1 protein-coding gene is annotated in these 798 nt (G+C 44.5%); it reads right to left on the bottom strand.

All coding sequences use genetic code 11. The features are described from left to right. The coding region (nqrF, locus tag A3738_RS26955) for an NADH:ubiquinone reductase (Na(+)-transporting) subunit F (RefSeq protein WP_068763980.1) at positions 1-715 on the bottom strand (715 nt) is incomplete at its 3' end. Positions 716-798: the final 83 nt, after the last annotated feature.

Here is a 798-nt window from a genome sequence, read left to right as displayed (position 1 = left end):
CAGTTCCCGGAGGTGGAGAAGCGATACGAATGTTGAATTTAACAACACCCTTCTCTTCCGGATAGTTCGCCATCGAATAAGCACGGATAACGGTTTCATCAACTTTTGACTTATATTGCCAAACGTCAAATTTATCCCAATCACCGCGATATTCTTCTTCAATATCAAAGTTTTTGTAGTCAACTTCGTGTGGAGGACATTCAAGCTGAACATAACCACCTGCACGGAAATCGACATTTTCACCTTCAGGAAGACGAAGCGTCAGTTCCTTGATGAAAGTAGCAACGTTCGGGTTAGATTCAACCGTACATTCCCACTTCTTAACACCAAAGACTTCTTCGTCAACTTCAATTTTCATGTCCTGCTTAACAGGAACCTGACACGCTAAACGCCAACCTTCTGCTTCTTCACGACGAGTAAAGTGAGTACGCTCAGTAGGAAGCATGGAGCCACCACCTTCGAGCACTTTACAAGTACACTGCGCACAGGTACCACCGCCGCCACAAGCTGATGAAAGGAATAAGCCTTCAGACGCAAGCGTTTGAAGTAACTTACCACCAGCAGGCGTTTCAATTTTTGAGTTGGGATCATCATTTACAGTGATCGCAACATTACCCGAGCTAACTAGCTTAGCTCGCGCTGCCAAAATTACCGCAACCAACGTTAGAACGATGACGGTAAACATGACAACGCCTAGAACGAGTTCTGCATTCATATAGGATTACCCTTTTAAACCTCTTCGTCTAACAGCTACAGTGAAATACCGCTGAACGACATAAAACCAAGTGACATCAAACC

The organism is Oleiphilus sp. HI0066 (assembly GCF_001635725.1).
Note: the sequence above shows the minus strand (reverse complement) of the source record. Positions and strands in the feature narration are given on the sequence as shown.